Origin of the sequence: Serratia sp. PF-27 (genome assembly GCF_030053255.1) — a bacterium.
In the GTDB taxonomy this organism is placed as follows: Bacteria; Pseudomonadota; Gammaproteobacteria; order Enterobacterales; family Enterobacteriaceae; genus Serratia; species Serratia bockelmannii.
Window position 1 is genome coordinate 297,439 of record NZ_JASGBT010000015.1, and the last position, 15,112, is coordinate 312,550.

Genomic DNA, 15,112 nt, shown 5'->3' on the forward strand with positions numbered 1-15,112 from the left:
AAAACCCAATAAGGCTCAGGCCTGCGGGCCGCCCAAAATGGTCTCCCACATGCCGGCGAGAATGCGTTTGCCGATTTCGCTCTTCAGTCTTCATACCCGCCGTGGGTGATAGCCATGTCTTTGCCGTGCGCCACGTCGCAGCGTTTGCGTGCCTTCAGCACCAGATCTTGATAACGCAGCAGGGTGTCTTCGATGCCCTGCGAGTGGGTCTGAACGGCGATGGGGCAAGGCGATTTTTGCTGCCCGCTTCCGCTTTCAATTTACGGCGCGGCGCATTGCGCGATATTCTGGTTTTCTGATGGGCTAACGGCGGATGAGGGAACCATGATTGACAGCCAGGTGTTTGAACAACAAAGCCTCGACAATCTGCTGAGCTATTGGCGGCGCCATCGCCGCCTGCCGGGCGCGCGCTATCCGGCCGGGCCGACAGACAGCCTGTGTGACGTGCCGGGCGTCAGCGTCGGGCATCACACCTTGGCCGACGGCGAATGCCAGACCGGCGTCACCGCCATCGTGCCGCCGGGCGATCTGTTCAACCAACCGTTGCCGTGCGGCAGCGCGGTGCTCAATGGCTTCGCCAAGCCGCTGGGATTGGTGCAATTGAATGAGCTGGGGGAGTTGCAAACGCCGATCCTGCTGAGCAACACCTTCGCCGTCGGCACGCTATTCAACGCCATGGTGCGGCGCAGCTGCTTGCGCTACCCGCAGATCGGCCGCGGCAGCGCCACCATCAACCCGCTGGTGCTGGAGTGCAACGACGGCTACCTCAACGATATTCAGGCGATGGCGGTGCGTGAGGAGCACGTCTTCAGCGCGCTGGATAACCATTCCACCCGCTTTGCGCGCGGCAGCGTCGGCGCCGGGCGCGGCATGAGCAGCTTCGGCCTGAAGGGCGGCATCGGCACCGCCTCGCGTTATTGCCCGGGGCTTGGCACCACGCTCGGCGTGCTGGTGCTGGCCAACTTCGGTACCCTCGACTCGTTGACGCTGAGCGGCGTGCGCGTTGGCCCGGCGCTAGGCAAGCTGTTGGCGGATCCACCGCCACAGGTGGACGCCGGTTCGGTCATCATCATCATCGCCTGCGATCGGGCGCTGGACAGCCGGCAGCTGAACCGCATCGCCCGCCGAGCGGGCGCGGGTCTGGGGCGGGTGGGCAGCCATTGGGGGCACGGCTCCGGCGACATCGCGCTGGCGTTCTCCACCCGGTTGCTGGGGGCCACGCTGCCGGACGAACGGCTGGAGCCGCTGTTTGCGGCGGCCGCGGATGCCACCGAATACGCAGTATTGGATGCGTTGCTGAGCGCCGAGGGCGTCAGCGGTTTCCAGCAGCACGCGCGTATGGCGTTGGGCCCGCTGCTCGATCGGCTGGCGGCAAATTGAATAACGGGAGTGTGATGTGAAAGTCTTTATCTCTGCGGATATTGAGGGTATTGCCGGCGTGATGCGGCCGGAGCAGTGCAACCCGGCCCACGCCGACTATGCGGCGGCGCGCGAGCTGATGGAACAGGAAGTCAACGCCGCCATCGACGGCGCTTTTGCCGGCGGCGCTACCGAGGTGACGGTGGCCGACAGCCACGCCATGATGCAGAATCTGCGCGCCGACCGCATTGATGCGCGGGCGCGCCTGGTGCAGGGCAAACCGCGCGGGCTGTCGATGGTGGAAGGGCTGCAGCATCAACGTTACGACGGCCTGATGTGCATCGGTTATCACAGCGCCGCCGGCGAACGCGGCGTGCTGGCGCATACCATCAACGGTCGGGCCTTTTATCGCGTCAGCCTGAACGGCGAAGTGGTAGGCGAAAGCGATCTGTATGCGGCGATGGCGGCGGAGTTGAACGTGCCGTTGTGGCTGGTGAGCGGTGACGACGAGCTGCAACGTTGGATCGCTGAACGTTATCCGCAATCTGGCTATGTTTGCGTAAAACGCGCCCTCTCGCAAACCGCCGCCGAATCGCTCAGCCCACAGCGGGCGCGGGCGGAGATCCGCGAGCGGGCGATGCAACAGGTGCGCCAGGGCGCCAGACTGCCGGTGGAGCGCCGTTTTATGCCGCCTTACCGGCTGACGCTGATGGCGGCCAAACCGGTGCTGGCGGATCTGTTCAGCCTGGTGCCTGGCGTGCAGCGCCAGGACGCGCTGACCGTGGCCTTCGACAGCGACAACATGGCGGCGCAAATCAACCTGCTCAGCGTCTTCTCCTATCTGGCGACGACGCAGAGTTGACCCCGGTGCGGGTGCCTGCCCGCACCGCACGATTCTCCAATAGAAAAACCCTCTTCAACATTAAGTCTACTGGATAATAGGCTACGCTAATTATTGCTCTGTTGCGCTATATCACCTGACGGGCGCAACAAGCCATTCCCATAACAAGATTTGTTTCGCCGAAGGCAGTGACGCCTTCGGTTTTTTTGGAGTCATGAGCAATGAGCATATCCCAAGTTCCGCTTTCGCGGCGGCGGTTTATCGTCGGCGCCGGGGCGTTGGTGATCGGCGCCTATCTGCCATCCACCGGCGCGCTGGCGCGTTCGGCTGCCCCGATCGCCTCCGGCGCGGCGGCGTTAGACGCCAACGCCTTCGTTCAGATCGGCGCCGACGGCGTCGTCACCGTCATCAGTAAACACACCGAAGTGGGCCAGGGGGTCTATACCGGCATGGCGACGCTGGTCGCCGAAGAGCTCGATGCCGACTGGGCACAGGTGCGGGTCGTGGCCGCGCCGGTGGACACCAATGTCTACAAAAACCTGGCCTTCGGATTCCAGGGCACCGGCGGTTCCAGCTCGGTGGCCAATGCCTATGAGCAAATGCGGCGCATGGGCGCCATGGCGCGCGCGCTGTTGGTGCAGGCCGCCGCGCAGAGCTGGAAAACCTCGGCGCAGGAAATCACCGTGCAGGCGGGCAAGATCCGCCATGCCGCCAGCGGGCGCGAAGCGGGCTTCGGCGAATTCGCCGCGCTGGCCGCCACGCTGCCGCCGCCCGATCCCGCCAGCCTGACGCTGAAGGATCCGGCCAATTTCACCCTGATCGGCAAAACGCGCGGTTTGCACCGCGTCGATTCGCTGGCGAAAACCAACGGCAGCGCGCAGTTCTCGCAGGATATCCACGAGCCGGGCATGTTGACCGTCACCATCAAAAAACCGCCGCGTTTCGGCGGCAAGGTGGCGACGTTTGACGCCGAACGCGCGCTGGCGGTACCGGGTGTGGTGGCGGTGAAACAGGTTGCCACCGGCGTGGCGGTTTACGCCAACAATACCTGGGCGGCGATCCAGGGGCGGGACCGGCTGCGGGTCACCTGGGACGACGCGCAGGCGGAGCGACGCAACACCGAGGAAATCTACGCCGAATTCCGTCAGGTGGCGCAGAAAACCGGCGTGGTGGCGAAGAGTCTTGGCAAGCCGGACGAGGTGTTCGACAAGGCCGACAAGGTGATCGAGGCCGAATACACCTTCCCGTACGTCGCGCACGCGCCGATGGAGCCGCTGGACGGCTATCTGTTCTGGGACGGCGAGAGCGTCAAGGCGCGCTACGGCTGCCAAATCCAAACGCTCGACCACAAGCAGCTGTGCGATCTGTTCGAGTTGCCGCCGGACAAGGTACAGATTGAAACCATTCTGGCGGGCGGCAGCTTCGGCCGGCGCATCGATTTAGGCAACCCGACGCTGGGGCCGGATCTGGCGGCCGACATGGCGGCGGCGGCCAAAGGCATCGGCCCCGGCCACGGCGTGAAGGTGGTGTGGACGCGCGAGGACGACATCCGCAACGGCTGGTATCGCCCGATGATCCTGCACCGCCTGCGCGGCGCCATTCGGGGCGGCAAGGTGGTGGGCTGGACCGATACCGTGGTCGGTCACTCCTGGACGCGCCACAGCGCGATGGATGCACTGGTGGTCAACGGCCTCGATCAGATGATGGTCGAAGGCGCCAGCGAGGTCTCATACACTTTCGAAGCCTTCCGCTGCGATGCGCATATCGTGCCCGGCAAGGTGCCGACCACCTCGCTGCGGTCGGTCGCCAGCACCCACACCGGCCACGCGGTGGAGAGCTTTATCGATCAGCTGTTGCAGGAAACCGGCCAGGATCCGGTGGAAGGGCGACTGGCGTTGATGGGCGATGCGCCGCGCGCGGCGGGCGTGCTGCGGGCGGTAGCGAAAGCCGCTGACTGGCAGGGCGCTAAAGTGGTAGACGGACGCGCGCGCGGCGTGGGCGTCGCCAAGGCGTTCGACACCTATGTGGCGCAGGTGGCCGAGGTGTCGATCGGCGAAGGCGGCATCCCGAAAGTGCATAAAGTGTGGTGCGCGGTGGATTGCGGCGTGGCGGTGAACCCCGACGTGATCCGCGCGCAGATCGAGGGCGGCATCGGTTACGGCCTGAGCCTGGCGCTGTACGGCAATATCACGCTGAAAGACGGCGTGGTCGAACAGTCCAACTTCAATAACTTCCGCCCGTTGCGCATCGATGAGATGCCGGAGATCGAGGTGATCATTGTGCCCTCGACCGAGAAACCGACCGGCGTGGGCGAGCTGGGGGTGCCGACCATTGCCCCGGCAGTCGGCAACGCGCTGGCGCTGCTCGGGCGGCCGCGCACCTCGCTGAGCCTGCCGCTGCATAATCCCACTGCGAATCCGGCGTCTGACAAGGAGAGAACCTGATGATTCAATTAACCGTAAACGAGCAGCCGCTGACCTTCGAGGGCGATCCGCACATGCCGCTGCTGTGGTTCTTGCGTGACGAAGCCGGCCTGACCGGCACCAAATTCGGCTGCGGCATCGCCATGTGCGGCGCCTGTACCGTGCATCTGGACGGCGTGCCGGTGCGTTCATGCATGACGCCGGTCTCCGCCGCCGTCGGCAAAAAAATCACCACCATCGAAGCCGTGGGCGCCACGCCGGAAGGCAAGGCGGTGCAGGAAGCCTGGCTTGATCTGGACGTGGTGCAGTGCGGTTACTGCCAGTCCGGCCAGATCATGAGCGCCAGCGCGCTGCTGGCGCAAAGCAAGAACCCGAGCGATGCGGACATCGACGCGGCGATGGGCGGCAACGTTTGCCGTTGCGCCACCTATGTGCGCATTCGCGCCGCCATCCACCAGGCCGCCAAGGCGTTGGGTTAGGGAGAGATGCGATGAGCAATGCCTTGAAAGGGCTGTTATGGCTGATTATCGCCGTGGTGGTGTTGGCGGGAGGATACGCGCTGTATACGCTGCTGCGGCCCACCGGCGCTGAGCCTGCGGCGCCGATCGCCGGGGCGCCGGCCGGCATCACCGACAAACTGGCGCGCGGCGAGTACCTGGCGCGTGCCGCCGACTGCGTGGCGTGCCACACCGCGCCGGGCGGCGCGCCTTATGCAGGCGGCTTCGCCTTCAAGTTGCCGTTCGGCACCATTTACGGCACCAACATCACCGCCGACAAGGAAACCGGCATCGGCAACTGGAGCGACGATCAGTTCGTACGCGCGGTGCGTGAGGGAATCGGCCCACAGGGCAATCTGTATCCGGCGATGCCTTATACCTCGTACACCGAACTGAGCCGCGATGACGTGCTGGCGATCAAGGATTATCTGTTCAGTCTGCCGCCGGTGAAACAGGCCAACCCGCAAAACGAGCTGTCGTTCCCGTTCAACCAGCGTTGGGGCATGAAATTCTGGAACCTGGCGTTCTTCCAGGAGCAGCGTTTCGCGCCGGATCTCAACAAGGATGAACAGTGGAATCGCGGCGCCTATCTGGCGACGGCGCTCGGCCACTGCGGCGAGTGCCATACGCCGCGCAATCTGGGGTTCGGTCTTAACCAGAGCAAGCACCTGAGCGGTGAAGTGGTGCAGGGCTGGTTCGCCGCCAACATCACGCCGGACAAACAGACCGGCATCGGCGGCTGGAGCGACCAGCAGCTGTCGCAATATCTGGCCACCGGCCATGCGCCGGGGCGCAGCAGCGCCGCCGGCCCGATGGCGGAAGCGGTGGAAAACAGCCTGCAGTTCCTGACGCCGGAAGATAATCTGGCGCTGGTGAAATACCTGCGCGACATCGAACCGATTGCCGGCGATGGCGCCGCTGCGGTGAATCTGCAGCCGAAGGGCGCGGGGGCTTCCACCCCGATCCTGCCGGGCGGGCAAGACAGCTCGCTCGGGCGGCGGATGTTCGCCAACGACTGCAGCGGCTGCCACCAGTGGAACGGGCCGGGCCGCCAGAGCGAGTACGCGTCGCTGGTGGGCAGCACGGCGGTGAACGATCCGCAGGGGCGCAGCGTGGTGCAGGCTATCCTGAAGGGGACGAGCATCAGCGTCGGCGAGCGGCATGAGATGATGCCGTCGTTCGGCAGCGCCTATTCCGACGAGGAAGTGGCGGCGGTCGCCAACTTCGTGGTCGGCCATTTTGGCGACAAGCAGGGCAAGGTCACCGCCAAACAGGTGGCGGAGCAGCGCAAGCAGTAAAGAAAGCGGCGAGGGAGTCTCTCCCTCGCCGCAGCGTCAGCGGCTGCGCCGCGACATCACCCGTTTGTCTTTCGGTCTATCCTGCCAGTCCTCAACCTGATTATTGAAGTTGTCCGCCAGCAGGTAAGCCGGGGTTTTCGCCAGCCAGTCGGACAACGAAATATCCTGATAAATGCCGTTGTCCATCACGATCAGTACCTTCAAATCCTCATCGCCGATGTTCTCGATGTAATGGCCGAAGCCCTGCGGCACGTAACCGACGTCTGAAGGGGCGTACTCTTCCGTCTGCGCGTGGCCGTGCGAGCTGAACACCGTCATCCGGCCTTTGCCGGCAATATAGTATTGCCATTCGTTGGCGTTGGGGTGCCAGTGCAATTCCCGGATCGCGCCGGGTTTCACGATCTCGATGATGCCGGTCATGGTGGTGGAAATAGGAAATTCTTTCGATGACACCAAATGGACGCTGCCCGCATCATTTTCAAAGAACGGCTTTTGCTTCATTAATTCATAGCGGTGGGTCAGCGGGGCATTATTTAATCCGCCGTCGTTTTTCGGCAATGGTAATGTGGGCGGGACGGCGCCGCCGACAATATAAGCTTCACCCTGTTTGGCCTTGGAAAATACCGCCGCCGGCATGTCGACGCTTTTTTCCAATACCTCTTTCGGCATATGCGCCACCCAGTCGGTGATGCTGAAGGTGCCGAATTCGGAGAAATGCCCGTTATCGAATGCCAGAATAAAATGCGCGCCGTCCGCCAGCGCCTGAATGGAATGGCCATAGCCTTTCGGGAAATACCAGACGTAGCCGGGGCCGAAATCCGCCACCTCACATTTTCCCTCGGGATCGAGGATGGTGATGCGCGCATGGCCTTCCAGCATGAATGCCCATTCGGCGGCGATGGCGTGCCAATGCAGTTCGCGCACGCCGCCCGGCTCCAGCGTCATGTCGACGCCCGCCACGCCTTCGGAGATCGGGAATTGCTCGACGGTGGCTTCGCGTGCCCAGCCGTTGGGCAGGCTGCGTTTTTTGCTGTCGGTGAATTTGTATTTATAGAGATGCTGCGCATCGGCAGGCGGCTGATAGCTGCTGGGAGGCACGATATTACGATGGTCGTCGGCAGCGGCATTTTTGGCGATGCCGCCGATCATGCCGGCGGCGGCCGCGCTGACGGCGGAGACTTTCAATATATCACGACGCGATAGCATAGCATTTTCTCCAATATAAACCGTGCGCCTGCAGCAGCAGGCGACGGGGAAGGCGCGATCGCCATTGAAATGATTTTTTGTCATCGGCGGGAATAGGCTGTGACCCTTAAACCCTAGCGGCTGGAATGTATTGCGTAGGCGCTTATTTGTTTGCGTTTGTTACTAAGTGAGTGCAGGTTTAATTAATTGCCCGGAAGTTGAATAGTCATGGATCTGAATTAATCTTTCCCTGTAATTAAATAAACAAAGTGACAATAAAGCGCATTATTTTGGGTTATTTCCTTCCGATTGCGCTATGGGTGTGCGCAAAAAGCGTGCAGCGGCGACATTGCAGTGCATTTACGCTAAATCGTGACGCCTTTCACAACGCTGACGTATGGCTATTGCCGAGTATTCGCGAGTATGGTGATACTTTTAGCGCGGTCGAGAAGACCGCACACCATTTTTATTGCGGCGTGTTACTGCTAAAGCAGGCAAGACCAAAATAGGAATGCACTTCTCCTTGTGACGAGGCGCATTTCCATTTTGGTCTTTTTTTTGCATTTTACCGGGGAAAACAATGGACTATCAGAAACTTGGCTTAGAAATATTGGCGCGGGTCGGCGGTAAAGGCAACGTCAGCAAGCTGACGCACTGCGCGACCCGTTTGCGTATGGAATTCAACGACGACGCTAAAGTGGATTCGAAGGCGATCGAAGCCCTGCCGGGCGTTATCAGCGTGGTGGTGCGCGGCGGCCAGTTTCAGATCGTGGTCGGCAATAACGTGCAGCAAACGTTCCGCGTGCTGCAAAAGGAGATTGGCCAGCCGCAAACCGGCGCTCAAAAGCAGCAGCCGAAAGGTGGCGTGGTGTCACGGATTATCAGCGTGATTTCCACGACCTTTACCCCGGTGATCCCGGCCATTACCGGCGCGGGGATGATCAAGGCGCTGCTGGCGATCCTCAAGCTGGCCGGGGCGATAGATCCCGCCGGCACGACCTATCGATTGCTGGATACCGTCGCCGATGCGGCGTTTTTCTTCCTGCCGGTACTGTTGGCTTACGGTGCCGCGATAAAATTCGAGTGCAATCCCATCCTGGCGATGACCCTCGCCGGCGCGTTGCTGCACCCTAATCTGGCTCAGATGCTGGCGGCAGGCACCGCGATTGATTTTCTCGGCATGCCGGTGCGGCTGGCGGATTATGCCGGCTCGGTGTTGCCGATCATTTTTACCGTGTGGCTGATGTCCTATATCGAGCGGTTTGCCGAGAAAGTTTCGCCGACGATGATCAAGTTCTTCACCAAACCGATGATTGTGCTGCTGGTCACCGCGCCGCTGGCATTGGTGGTGGTCGGGCCGTTCGGCATTTTCCTCAATGACATGGTGGCCGCCGGTGCGGCGATCGTCGATGGTAGGGCTAGCTGGCTGATTCCTATGTTGATGGGCGGGCTGCAGCCATTTTTGGTGATCACCGGCACCGCCTGGGCGATGACACCGATCGCCACCGGCCAATTGACCAAGAATGGTTTTGAGATGATTAACGGGCCGGGCATGTTGGCGTCCAATATTGCGCAAGGTGCGGCGACGCTATGTGTGGCATTCCGCACCAAGAACACGAATTTGCGCCAGTTGGCGTCCTCCGCCGGTTTTACCGCGTTGTTGGGGATCACTGAACCCTCGCTGTACGGGGTGACGCTGAAACTGCGCAAGCCGTTGATCGCAGCGATGATCGGCGGTGGCTGCGCCGGCATTTACGCCGGGTTGAGCGGGTTGGTGCGCTATGCCTTCGTTTCTCCTGGCCTGGCTGCTTTGCCGGCGTTTATCGGTGAGAACCCGATGAATATCGTGCATGCGCTGATCACTTGCGCCATTGCCATCGTCGTGACCTTTGCCCTGACCTGGATCCTTGGCTTCGACGATCCGGTCGAGGAGGCGAACGAAGTGACTCAGGTGGCGGCCGACGAGGTATCGCCGGTTTTCAGCCCGCTGACTGGCAAAGCCGTGACGTTGGATCAGGTCAACGATGACGTCTTCTCACTGGGCTTGTTGGGCCAGGGCATGGCGATCATACCGTCGGAAGGGGTGCTGCGTGCGCCGCTGGACGGCGAGATCGTGACTTTCCTGCCGTCAAAACATGCGGTCGGCATCAAGGGGGACAACGGTGCGGAGCTGTTGCTGCATATCGGCATCGATACGGTAAACCTGGGTGGCCAACACTTTGACTCCGGACTGCAGGTCGGCGACCGCGTGAAGGTCGGCGACGAGCTGGTGCGTTTTGACATCGGCGCGATCGCCGCATTGGGCTTCGATCTGACGACGCCGGTATTGATCGTCAACAGCGAAGCGTTTCAGGTTCAGGTGTTACCTAAGCCGCATGGCGTTCATGCCGGTGAGACGATTATGGTGCTGAAGACCAATAAGGAGCCGGCATGATTTATCAACGCTTGCACGATTTTCCCGCCGAGTTTCTCTGGGGCGCGTCGACTTCCGCCTATCAGGTGGAGGGCGCATGGAATGAAGACGGCAAAAGCCCGTCGATCGTCGATATGCTCGAACATCCCGCAGGCACGGCGGATTTTACGGTGGCTAGCGATCACTATCATCGCTTTCGCGAGGATGTGAAGCTGTTCGCTGAACTGGGGTTAAAGGCCTACCGGTTTTCGGTTGCGTGGACGCGCGTGTTGCCCGATGGCGTCGGCGAAGTCAATGCGCCGGGGCTGGCGTTTTACCGGCAGTTGATCGACGAATTGCTGGCGCACGGCATCGAGCCGGTGGTGACGCTGTATCATTTCGATCTGCCTTATGTGCTGGAGCAGCAGGGCGGCTGGTCCAATCGCGCCACCATCGAGGCTTTTGTCACTTACGCCGGCGTGCTGTTCGACGCCTTCGGCGATCGGGTGAAGTATTGGCTCACCATCAATGAACAGAACACCATGATCCTGCACCCCGGCGCTATCGGCACGCCCAAAGGCGGTGCGTTGCCTGACAAACGGACGCTGTATCAGCAGAGTCATCATATGTTGGTCGCTCAGGCCAAAGTCATGGCATTATGCCATCAGCGCTGTCCCGGCGGGAAAATTGGCCCGGCGATCAATACCACCTCGATGTATCAGGAGACCTGCAATCCGCTGGATGCCATTGCCGCTCATAACTGGGAGACGTTGCGCTGTTGGAGTTTTCTCGATGTGGCGGTGCATGGCCGCTACAACGCCCTGGCCTGGCGTTACCTTGAGGATCGGGGGTGGTCGCCGGACAGGGAGCCGGAGGACGCGGCGCTGCTGTTGGCGGCACGACCGGATTATGTGGCGATCAATTACTATTCCACCGCCACGATCGCCGCCAGCCGCGGCGACGGTTCAGACGTGAGCGCACGCGCCGGCGATCAGCAAATTATGCTCGGCGAACCGGGTGTGTATCGTGCGGCGGAAAACCCGTTTGTCGGCAAGACGCGCTACGGATGGGTGATCGATCCGGTTGGCCTGCGCTTAACGCTGCGCAAGACCTTCGAACGCTATCACCTGCCGATACTCATCACGGAGAACGGCATTGGCGCGCCGGATGAATTGCGGGCGGATGAGACCATCGACGACGACTATCGCATTGAATTCATGCGGCAGCATGTCGAACAGATGCGGTTGGCGATCAACGATGGCGTCGAGCTGCTCGGTTACTGCCCGTGGGCGGCGATTGACGTCGTCAGTACGCATCAGGGTTACGCCAAGCGCTATGGATTTATCTACGTGAACCGCGGAGAACGGGATCTTAAGGATCTGCGGCGCATCAAAAAACGCAGTTTTGACTGGTATCGGCAGCTTATCGCCGCCAATGGCCGGTTGGGCAAATAAGCAAGGTGACGGCCGAGACGATGAAAGTCATTAAGGTGCTCAACAACAGTCTGGTGTTAACCGCGGACGACGATAACCGTGAGGTTATCGTCATGGGCAAGGGAATTGGTTTTAACAGCAAAACCGGAGACGAGATCAACTCGGCCGCCATTGAGAAAGTGTATGTGGTGCAGGAGGGGCAAAAGGGGCGGGATTACCTGCGGCTGATTGAAACTGCCCCGACGGAGCACATCGAAATTGTGCAGATGATCCTCAGTGAGGCCAACCGCCAACTGAACGGCAACATTAATGAACAGATTTTCTTTACGCTGGTGGATCACGTCAGTTTTGCTATCGAACGTCATCACAAGGGTATCATCATCCAAAACCGCCTGCTGTTCGAGGTGAAGCGTTTCTACCCGCGAGAGTTTGCGGTGGGGCTGCAAGCCTTGGCCTACATTAACCAGCGGCTGAATATCCATCTGCCTGAAGAGGAAGCGGGCAATATCGCCTTTCATCTGGTCAACGGCCAGACCGAAGTGCAAAACATGGAGCACACGTTGCTGGCGGTGAAGATGCTGAAAGATGTTTTCAATATCATCAAATACCACTTTCGCCTCAATATCGACACCGATTCGCTGAACTACGCGCGCTTTTTAGTGCATATGCAGTTCTTTATCCAGCGCATGCTCGACGGCAAACAGATGACCTCGAAGGCCGATTTTCTGTTTGCCCAGATGACGGCCGAGTACCCGCATGCCTATCGTGGCGCGCTATTGATCCGCGATTACGTGAAGAATCTGCTGCAAATGGAGATGTCGAACGATGAGCTGCTGTATTTGATGATCCACCTGACGCGCATCACCGATCAGCCCGAGGCCTGAACCGCCTCGGCGACCAGTTCGCGAAAGCGCTCGACGATCGGTGAGGCCGGGCTATGGCGCAGCGCCAGGTAAAGCGGGGCGCTGAGCTGCGCTTCTTCGGCGAGGGTGCGGTAGACAATGCCGTCGCCGCCCAGCCGCCGCATCGAGCCGGGCACGATTGACAACCCCAGCCCGGCGCCGACCAGGCTGAGGGTGGCCGGCAGGCGTGGCGCTTCCTGCACGATGCGCGGGCTGAAGCCGGCGCGGTGGCAGGCGGCCAGGATGGCGTCGTACAGCCCCTGGCCGGCCGGGCGGCGATAGAGAATAAACGCCTCGTGGGCCAGTTCGGCCAGCGGCAGCGGCTGCTGCGTTTCTTGCGCCAGCCGGTGGCCCAGCGGCAGGGCGACGATCATCGGCTCGCTGAGCACCGGCTCGACGCTCAGGCCGGGAATGCCGTTGGCCGGCGAACGCACGAAGGCGGCGTCGAGGCGCTGTTCCAGCAACGCCTCCATCAGTTCGCCGCTGCCGGCTTCTTCCAACTGGGTGGTGATACCCGGCAGGATGTCGCGGTAGCGGCGCAGCAGGTTGGGCACGAACGGATGCAGCGCGGCGGAGCTGGTAAAACCGATGGCGATGTGGCCCTGCTCGCCACGGGCGGCGCGCTGTACCGCTTCGCGCAGGCGTTCGGCGCGCGCCAGCAGGGCACGGGCCTCTTCAAACAGCACGCCCCCCGCTTCGGTGACGCGCACGCCGCGCGGCAGGCGCTGTAACAAGGTTACGCCCAGTTCGTCTTCCAGCCCCTGCAGCAGGCGGGTCAGCGGCGGCTGTTGGATAAACAGCCGCTCGGCGGCGCGGGTGATGTTGCCTTCTTCCACCACGGTGACGAATGCCCGCAGGCGACGCAGTTCGATCATAGCCATACCTCAAAGGTATTGTTAGTTTCTCCGGAATGCATTAGACATCATGGCACGGCGGCGCGCATGATACCAGACATCAAAACAAGCGATGTGGAACGGCAATGTCATGTCAGATATCAATACGTTAAAACCGCACCCGGCGGCAGCGCCGGGTAATGCGGAGCTGTTTTTGGGCTTTCTGTGGCTGGGGCTGATCGGCTTCGGCGGTGTGCTGCCGATGGCGCGCAGTATGCTGGTGGAGCGCCGGCGCTGGCTGAGCGGCGAACAGTTTACCGAGCTGCTCGGTCTGTGCCAGTTCCTGCCCGGCGGCAATGTGATCAACCTGTCGGTGGCGGTGGGCATGGAGTTTCGCGGGCTGCGCGGCGCGCTGTGCGCCTTGCTGGGCCTCATCAGCGCGCCGACGGCGATCGTGGTGGGGCTGGGCGTGGTGTACGCCCGCTTTCAAAACGATCCGCATGTGCAGCATGTGTTCGCCGGGCTGGCCGCCGCCGCCGCCGGGCTGCTGCTGTCGACCGGGATCAAGATGCTGCTGCCGCTGCGCGGTAAATGGCCGGCTCTGACGATCGTCGCGCTGGCGCTGATCGCCATCGCCTGGCTGCGCCTGCCGCTGTTGCCGACCATGCTGGTGCTGGCGCCGCTGAGCATTCTGCTGATGTGGCGGTGGCCGTCATGAGCGGGGTGTTGATTGCGTTGGCGCTGATCTTCACCGAGCTTTCTTTATTGGCGTTCGGCGGCGGCATGACCATTCTGCCGGAAATGCAGCGGCAGGTGGTTGAGGTGCATCAGTGGATGAGCGCCCAGGAGTTCAGCGCGCTGTTCGCCATGGCGCAGGCCGCGCCGGGGCCGAACATGATGATCGTGCCGCTGGTCGGCTGGCACGTCGCCGGCTGGGCGGGGCTGTTAGTGTCTTCGATCGCCAAGTTCGGGCCGTCTTCCATCGTTACGCTATTGGTGATGGGCGCCTGGCGGCGCTTTAAGGATCGCCCGTGGCGCCGCATCGTGCAGGCCGGACTGGTGCCGCTGACCGTGGGGTTGGTGGCGGCCAGCGGTATCTTGATCGCCGAGGCTTCCGCGCCCAGCTGGCGGCTGGCGGCAATCGTGGCGCTGGCGACGGGGTTGAGCATGAGCAAGCGCCTCCATCCGCTGTGGGTGCTGGCGGGCGGCGCGCTGCTCGGGTTACTGTTCGCCTGAAGGGTTAGCGCGGGATCAGTACAAAGCGCGAAGGGCCGTTGCGGTCGATCAGCTCATAGCGCTTCGGCGCGGTCAGGGCCAGAAACGCCACCATGCTCCCTTCGGCGTCGGTCAGCGTCATGCCGTCCGGCGTCGGCCGCCAGGCGACCGGCAGCGCGTGCAGCGCCAGCGGCTGCAGGCATTGGGCGGAGGCGCTGAAACGGAAAGCGTTGGTGTTGGCCACCGCTTCGTCGCTCAGCTGCACCTCGCAGACGGTTTTACCGTCGCCGATGGCGGCGAGCTGCCAGTCGCCCTTCAGCGCGGCGGGTTCCAGCAACGGCAGTGAACTGCCCAGGGCACTGCTGCACAATATGCTCATAACGACTCCTGTCAGGCTGGCGCGGCGCAAGGCGCGCATAAGGAAATGGGTTGGCATCGGGTCACTCCTTTCGGCTGTCCGTTCACACTTTAGCACGTACCTATCTTGATGATGAGGGAAGGATTAGGTTTTTTAATCCTCGATTATTCTGATCTGATCGGTGATAAAATACGCAAAAAGACGAATAATTAACCTGTTAATGCGCTCATTTTTCTCATTAATATAGTGAGAATACAAATTGTTACGCTTATCTTCATCTCAATGCCCGGCACGGTGAAGCCAGGCCGGGCGGGCTCGCGCCGCCGGGGTGAGTCACTATACTGGTCATTCCTAAGCCTTGGCTTAGATTAGAACG

General features: G+C 61.5%; 13 protein-coding genes and 1 pseudogene. 10 read left to right on the top strand and 4 right to left on the bottom strand.

Annotation, left to right across the window (positions count from 1 at the left end; all coding sequences use genetic code 11):
* Window positions 1–15 precede the first annotated feature (15 nt).
* Window positions 16–215: pseudogene (locus QMZ29_RS06375) on the bottom strand (FAD-dependent urate hydroxylase HpxO); the annotation flags it as partial.
* Window positions 216–324: 109 nt separating this feature from the next.
* Here QMZ29_RS06375 and QMZ29_RS06380 point away from each other — a divergent pair.
* The 5 genes from QMZ29_RS06380 to QMZ29_RS06400 all read left to right on the top strand — a co-directional run bounded on the left by QMZ29_RS06380 (window position 325) and on the right by QMZ29_RS06400 (window position 6,418).
* Entirely contained in the window at window positions 325–1,380 is a 1,056-nt protein-coding gene (locus QMZ29_RS06380; RefSeq protein ID WP_025302749.1) for a P1 family peptidase, read from the top strand.
* 16 nt (window positions 1,381–1,396) lie between these two features.
* A complete protein-coding gene (locus tag QMZ29_RS06385) occupies window positions 1,397–2,221 on the top strand; it encodes a M55 family metallopeptidase (protein WP_060433005.1) in 825 nt (274 codons plus the stop codon).
* Window positions 2,222–2,421: 200 nt separating this feature from the next.
* Window positions 2,422–4,644: a xanthine dehydrogenase family protein molybdopterin-binding subunit gene (locus tag QMZ29_RS06390; protein WP_049207190.1), complete on the top strand. Its 2,223-nt coding sequence runs from the start codon at window positions 2,422–2,424 to the stop codon at window positions 4,642–4,644.
* Window positions 4,644–5,102, top strand: a complete 459-nt coding sequence (locus QMZ29_RS06395) for a (2Fe-2S)-binding protein (protein WP_025302752.1) — start codon at window positions 4,644–4,646, stop codon at window positions 5,100–5,102. The genes QMZ29_RS06390 and QMZ29_RS06395 overlap by 1 nt, the downstream gene beginning before the upstream one ends.
* 11 nt (window positions 5,103–5,113) lie before the next feature.
* Window positions 5,114–6,418, top strand: coding sequence for a c-type cytochrome (locus tag QMZ29_RS06400; protein WP_025302753.1), 1,305 nt, complete (start codon window positions 5,114–5,116; stop codon window positions 6,416–6,418).
* Between the two features lie 36 nt (window positions 6,419–6,454).
* On the opposite strand, the gene QMZ29_RS06405 is transcribed toward QMZ29_RS06400, so the two are convergent.
* On the bottom strand, window positions 6,455–7,624 hold the full coding sequence (locus tag QMZ29_RS06405; RefSeq protein ID WP_261425942.1) for a cupin domain-containing protein: 1,170 nt from the start codon (window positions 7,622–7,624) through the stop codon (window positions 6,455–6,457).
* 559 nt (window positions 7,625–8,183) lie between these two features.
* Here QMZ29_RS06405 and QMZ29_RS06410 point away from each other — a divergent pair.
* The 3 genes from QMZ29_RS06410 to licT are packed head-to-tail and all read left to right on the top strand — an operon-like array spanning window position 8,184 to window position 12,312.
* Window positions 8,184–10,037 (top strand): beta-glucoside-specific PTS transporter subunit IIABC, encoded by a 1,854-nt coding sequence (locus tag QMZ29_RS06410; RefSeq protein ID WP_261425944.1) that lies wholly within the window; start codon window positions 8,184–8,186, stop codon window positions 10,035–10,037.
* Window positions 10,034–11,449, top strand: a complete 1,416-nt coding sequence (locus QMZ29_RS06415) for a glycoside hydrolase family 1 protein (protein WP_043143223.1) — start codon at window positions 10,034–10,036, stop codon at window positions 11,447–11,449. The genes QMZ29_RS06410 and QMZ29_RS06415 overlap by 4 nt, the downstream gene beginning before the upstream one ends.
* A gap of 20 nt (window positions 11,450–11,469) precedes the next feature.
* A complete protein-coding gene (licT, locus tag QMZ29_RS06420; RefSeq protein WP_282994151.1) occupies window positions 11,470–12,312 on the top strand; it encodes a BglG family transcription antiterminator LicT in 843 nt (280 codons plus the stop codon).
* Here the strand turns inward: licT and QMZ29_RS06425 are convergent.
* On the bottom strand, window positions 12,297–13,211 hold the full coding sequence (locus tag QMZ29_RS06425) for a LysR family transcriptional regulator (protein ID WP_043143219.1): 915 nt from the start codon (window positions 13,209–13,211) through the stop codon (window positions 12,297–12,299). The genes licT and QMZ29_RS06425 overlap by 16 nt on opposite strands.
* Before the next feature lie 103 nt (window positions 13,212–13,314).
* Here QMZ29_RS06425 and QMZ29_RS06430 point away from each other — a divergent pair, with 103 nt between their 5' ends.
* Together QMZ29_RS06430 and QMZ29_RS06435 are read left to right on the top strand one after the other, a co-directional pair.
* Window positions 13,315–13,881, top strand: a complete 567-nt coding sequence (locus QMZ29_RS06430) for a chromate transporter (protein ID WP_043143217.1) — start codon at window positions 13,315–13,317, stop codon at window positions 13,879–13,881.
* Window positions 13,878–14,399: a chromate transporter gene (locus QMZ29_RS06435; protein WP_025302761.1), complete on the top strand. Its 522-nt coding sequence runs from the start codon at window positions 13,878–13,880 to the stop codon at window positions 14,397–14,399. The genes QMZ29_RS06430 and QMZ29_RS06435 overlap by 4 nt, the downstream gene beginning before the upstream one ends.
* 4 nt (window positions 14,400–14,403) lie before the next feature.
* On the opposite strand, the gene QMZ29_RS06440 is transcribed toward QMZ29_RS06435, so the two are convergent.
* Entirely contained in the window at window positions 14,404–14,757 is a 354-nt protein-coding gene (locus QMZ29_RS06440; protein WP_016927814.1) for a protease inhibitor Inh/omp19 family protein, read from the bottom strand.
* Between the last annotated feature and the right edge of the window lie 355 nt (window positions 14,758–15,112).

Bases quoted from the DNA above. Each gene is read 5' to 3' on its own strand.
- QMZ29_RS06415 (WP_043143223.1), top strand. From the start codon at position 10,034: ATGATTTATCAACGCTTGCACGATTTTCCCGCCGAGTTTCTCTGGGGC.
- licT (WP_282994151.1), top strand. From the start codon at position 11,470: ATGAAAGTCATTAAGGTGCTCAACAACAGTCTGGTGTTAACCGCGGAC.
- QMZ29_RS06395 (WP_025302752.1), top strand. From the start codon at position 4,644: ATGATTCAATTAACCGTAAACGAGCAGCCGCTGACCTTCGAGGGCGAT.
- QMZ29_RS06405 (WP_261425942.1), bottom strand. From the start codon at position 7,624: ATGCTATCGCGTCGTGATATATTGAAAGTCTCCGCCGTCAGCGCGGCC.
- QMZ29_RS06430 (WP_043143217.1), top strand. From the start codon at position 13,315: ATGTCAGATATCAATACGTTAAAACCGCACCCGGCGGCAGCGCCGGGT.
- QMZ29_RS06400 (WP_025302753.1), top strand. From the start codon at position 5,114: ATGAGCAATGCCTTGAAAGGGCTGTTATGGCTGATTATCGCCGTGGTG.
- QMZ29_RS06390 (WP_049207190.1), top strand. From the start codon at position 2,422: ATGAGCATATCCCAAGTTCCGCTTTCGCGGCGGCGGTTTATCGTCGGC.
- QMZ29_RS06380 (WP_025302749.1), top strand. From the start codon at position 325: ATGATTGACAGCCAGGTGTTTGAACAACAAAGCCTCGACAATCTGCTG.
- QMZ29_RS06435 (WP_025302761.1), top strand. From the start codon at position 13,878: ATGAGCGGGGTGTTGATTGCGTTGGCGCTGATCTTCACCGAGCTTTCT.
- QMZ29_RS06440 (WP_016927814.1), bottom strand. From the start codon at position 14,757: ATGAGCATATTGTGCAGCAGTGCCCTGGGCAGTTCACTGCCGTTGCTG.
- QMZ29_RS06425 (WP_043143219.1), bottom strand. From the start codon at position 13,211: ATGGCTATGATCGAACTGCGTCGCCTGCGGGCATTCGTCACCGTGGTG.
- QMZ29_RS06410 (WP_261425944.1), top strand. From the start codon at position 8,184: ATGGACTATCAGAAACTTGGCTTAGAAATATTGGCGCGGGTCGGCGGT.